Here is a 4045-nt window from a genome sequence, read left to right as displayed (position 1 = left end):
GAAGCACAAGGGGTATAATGAAGGACAATTGGTCGACAATACTTATAAGTATAAGTACAACGGGAAGGAGTTCCAAGACGAGCTGGGGCTTAACCTCTACGACTACGGGGCCAGGAATTATGACCCCGCAATCGGCAGGTGGATGAATATTGACCCGCTGTCGGAGCAAGGAAGACGATGGTCTCCTTATGTTTATGCGTTTAATAATCCTGTCTATTTTATTGACCCTGACGGGATGTGGCCATTTCCAATTCTTCCACCTCCTATCTTTAAGCCACTTTTATCATTCTTCTCGGGTTCTAAATCTAGCAAAACTAGTTCGAGGTCGAAATCCTCTGGTAAAGGAGGAGGAATGAGCTTTGCTAATGAGAAAGGAGGAAGTTCGGGACAAACAGATTTGATAAGGAGTGGAAGGGGTGTGACTGGAGTGGATTGGATAGATGCGTCTGGATTAGTGCAGGCTGCTAATATGTTTAGACCTGGAGATGTTGGTAAGTTTCTTAAAGCCAATACAGCAGAAAAAGTAAAAATTGTACTTGAAAAAGTCAGTGATGGAAACGCAAAATCAACTAACCTAACGGAAAAAATAGTTGGTTCAACCTCGCCCGACCCCTTAACCAAAAAAGACAACGATACGACTGTAAGTAGAGTTAGCCTTGAAACTATAGTCCATTCTCCAAATGATGACCCAAATTCAAGTGGCTCTGCTTTTGTAGAACCAGGAAATAAGACATTTACAATCAATAAAGATAAAATTGATAGCCTTGACAATGCACTTGACAAACAGAATTCATCAACAATGCAAAAGGTTGACAATTTACTTACAAATGAAATAAATAAGAAAAAACGAAACTAAGACTAGTTATGAAATATTTTAAATACACCTTATTATTAGGATTTTCATTTTTTTTAAGCTGTCAGAAAATAGAAACCAAAAAAACTTACTACGACACAGGTGAATTGCACTCTGAGATATCTTTAAATAGTGAAGGAGAGAGAGATGGAGAGATGTTGATTTATTATAAAAATGGCAATGTAAAAGATAAAGCTAATTACAAAAACGGAAAGGCAATTGATACTATTTATGGCTACAATGAGGATGGCAGTCTAGATAATATAGAATATTATTTAGAAGACAGCACTTATAATATCTTGTATAAAAATAACCGAATCTATCGTAGAGGTGCTTTTACAAAATCAGACAAAAATAATGGATGGATAGAAACGTACGATACAAATACTGGTAAATTATTAATGAAGAGTTACTTGATGGAAATATTCGATAAAAAGCTTCATTCAAATACTCTCATAGAGTACGATGCCAAAGGAGACACTATCAAAGATAAAAGTGTATTTTTTAAATTGATAGTTCCTGATACAGTTCAAGTCGGACAATATAATGAAGGTTCGATTGTCTTTAATTCTAATAAGACAGAAGAGAATAAGAGAAAAGACAAAACATTGGTAATTATAACTGGTGAAGGAATCAATAAAGATTTCAGCAATCTGTCAAAAATAAAGTTAGACTCTTTCAAAGATAGAAATCGTTTTGCTTTTAAATTTACTAAAAAGGGAAAGCAGGTTTTGAGAGGTAAATTCTTGGAAAGCCTTATAATAGCTAAAGAAAATTCTAAGAATGTTGAAAAAGTTGACGTGACCGTTTTTGATAGAGATTTTTATTTTGAAAAAGAGGTTTATGTAAAATAAGATTTTTTTTTACTGAATAAATTTTGTAATGTAAAAAATGTTGGAGGTCATTATTTCGTCTATCATTTGTAGGCTACCAATTATTTATCAGCGCATTCTAAAACTAAACAACCTTCGGGTTGTTTTTTTTGTTTAAAACCTTTTCCAAATCCATTGAACACCAACGAAAAGAATCAATACCAACGCCAGAACCATATGCAATACCGCGCCAATCAAATTGAACACAATCCCTACAGACGAAGACGGAGCATTCCGCATCTGGTGATTCTGGATTCCAGTCATAAATTTGCTGGCTACAATGTCATATTTCAGATTGGTGCTAGATGAATTTTCCGTTGGAAAGAAATCGTGGAAGTCTCTGTTATTCCTCATTTTTGCTGGTGTTTTGATATTATAAAGATACAAAAAACTTAGGTTTTTTGCTAGAACTATTTTAGGGATTACCATAAAAAACGAATCGTGCCCTTTTGGGGGCACGACTCATTTTTTTGCTAGTCTTTCACGATGTCTTTTTTCGTCAGACCTTTGCTAAAACCAGTGCCTTTTCAAGCACTTTTTATTGCGGATTATGTGATGCTTCGGTATTCATTTCTTAGCTTTTTATCAGAGAGCATTGCCGTGTGGAACTGCTCAAGAACTTTAATGTGCTCACTTGACAGTTTGCTTTCGGCTAAGCAGTCAACGAAATCGGGAAACTTGGAAGTAACACTGCGAAGATGTGACTCGTGGTTGCTCAATAACGCTATCACTCTAAATGTATCATAATCCAATGCGCTGCGACTTGTTGTTGAAGCACCAGTCTGTAAATCTTTGTCTTTAGCTTGTCCAGCAGTTTTATCTCCATATAAACCAACAAGATGTTAATTTTTGTGAAAGCCCAGTTAAAATGTTGCTTTATCCGTATGACTAATACTAAAGGAGCTGTTTTTTACAATTTTCTAGACTGTTTTGCCTTTCTAGACAAGTACGCATAGAACCAGCACTATAGTGTTAATGTTTCGTATGATGGGGGTGACGTCTCGCACGAACATTAAAATTAAATCAATTAGGCAGGATGATTAATGGGATTCGCCAAAAAGGCACACATGTAAGCCTTCTGCTGGTCGGTCTTGATCCATTGATGCGCTCCACCAATTCGATTTCTGCTGGCCATTTGGCCACAATCTGCCTGCTGGCCAACGCTCTGTCGGGTCGGATTCCTTGACTGATCACTATGCGGATTTGAGCCATGTGGCATCCGACCTGATGCTGAAGCTGCGACAAAAGCGATGCTGAGCGGGGGGCAGATCCCAAAAGCATCGACTACATCATCATGGGCATAATTTCGGCGATGTCCGTCCCGGGAGTGCTTTGGTGTCATTCTTTGGCCTTGAGGGTGCCGAACACCTTTCTCGGTGTGCGTGCCGCGCCTGCGTGCACTATTCGAAGGTGCCATGGTGAGACATAAGTTTCCAGAAACGGACAGTGTTAGGGGGTAAGGAGCGGCTTCTAGTACTTTTGATTTTTTATTGTGTATGAGTAATATCCATTCCAACTACTTATAAAAATTGAAATGGACGAATTTTAGATAAAGACATGCGATGAAGAACGGCAAGCAACAAAAAAATTCAAAGATTCTTGCAAAGATATTGTGCATGCTTGAGCGCATCGAAACAATGGTTGAAAATTTTTCGTCGGAAAAGTCAAGCGAAGATAATCTCCTTACCGTTGATCAGACTTCCAAACTTGTAAAGCTTTCCATTTCGACGATATATTCAAAAGTCAGCCGCAAGGAGATTCCTGCCTTCAAGATAGGCAAGCGTCTTTATTTCAGTAAGAACGAAATCATCGCCTGGATTAAATCAGGCAAGATAAAGACCATCGCTGATATAAGGAACGAGATCAACAGACGTTGATATGATTTCACTTCTAGCTTTTACTCCAGCATGATTTTGCCTGCCGCCTGGATTTTCTTTTCATCGACAAGCTTCGCATAGATCTGCGTGGTCTTGATGCTTTTATGGCCCAGCATCTTCGATACGGTGAACAGGTCAGTTCCTGCCGATATCTGAAGAGTGGCATAGGTATGGCGGAAGCAGTGGAAGGTGATGTGCTTTGATATACCTGCTTGTAATACCCATGCGGGGAGAATACGGTCTACGTCCCATTTCTTGAGTCCCACAAATACCATCTCATCATCATTTCTTTGGTTTTTCATCAGCTTGTAGGCATGTTCTGATATTGGCATCATTTCCTGTTTCTGGGTTTTCTGCTGCCTGAATCTTATGAAATGTCCCTGGGCAGTAGTATGGACGTCTTTCCATTTCAGTTTTGCAATGTCTGAGTACCGTATGCCGGT

6 protein-coding genes are annotated in these 4045 nt (G+C 38.6%); 3 read left to right on the top strand and 3 right to left on the bottom strand.

The window, feature by feature from the left end:
• Positions 1-856, top strand: an 856-nt coding sequence (locus tag EG849_RS15355) for an RHS repeat-associated core domain-containing protein (RefSeq protein ID WP_148096070.1), incomplete at its 5' end; no start/stop codon positions are given.
• A gap of 8 nt (positions 857-864) precedes the next feature.
• Entirely contained in the window at positions 865-1707 is an 843-nt protein-coding gene (locus EG849_RS15350) for a toxin-antitoxin system YwqK family antitoxin (protein ID WP_125014299.1), read from the top strand.
• Between the two features lie 132 nt (positions 1708-1839).
• Here EG849_RS15350 and EG849_RS15345 read toward each other — a convergent pair whose 3' ends face one another.
• Both EG849_RS15345 and EG849_RS15530 read right to left on the bottom strand, forming a co-directional pair.
• The gene (locus EG849_RS15345; RefSeq protein WP_125014297.1) at positions 1840-2079 is read right to left on the bottom strand and encodes a hypothetical protein; all 240 of its coding nucleotides are present in this window, start codon (positions 2077-2079) and stop codon (positions 1840-1842) included.
• A 669-nt stretch (positions 2080-2748) separates the two neighbouring features.
• A complete protein-coding gene (locus tag EG849_RS15530) occupies positions 2749-2919 on the bottom strand; it encodes a hypothetical protein (protein WP_158611966.1) in 171 nt (56 codons plus the stop codon).
• A 368-nt stretch (positions 2920-3287) separates the two neighbouring features.
• Between EG849_RS15530 and EG849_RS15340 the strand changes: the two genes are divergently transcribed.
• Entirely contained in the window at positions 3288-3602 is a 315-nt protein-coding gene (locus EG849_RS15340) for a helix-turn-helix domain-containing protein (RefSeq protein ID WP_233581820.1), read from the top strand.
• Between the two features lie 20 nt (positions 3603-3622).
• Here EG849_RS15340 and EG849_RS15335 read toward each other — a convergent pair.
• Positions 3623-4045, bottom strand: a 423-nt coding sequence (locus EG849_RS15335) for a site-specific integrase (RefSeq protein WP_148096068.1), incomplete at its 5' end; no start/stop codon positions are given.

The sequence above is a fragment of the Flavobacterium macacae genome (genome assembly GCF_003865365.1).
In the GTDB taxonomy this organism is placed as follows: Bacteria; Bacteroidota; Bacteroidia; order Flavobacteriales; family Flavobacteriaceae; genus Flavobacterium; species Flavobacterium macacae.
This window is presented reverse-complemented; position numbering and strand designations above follow the sequence as displayed.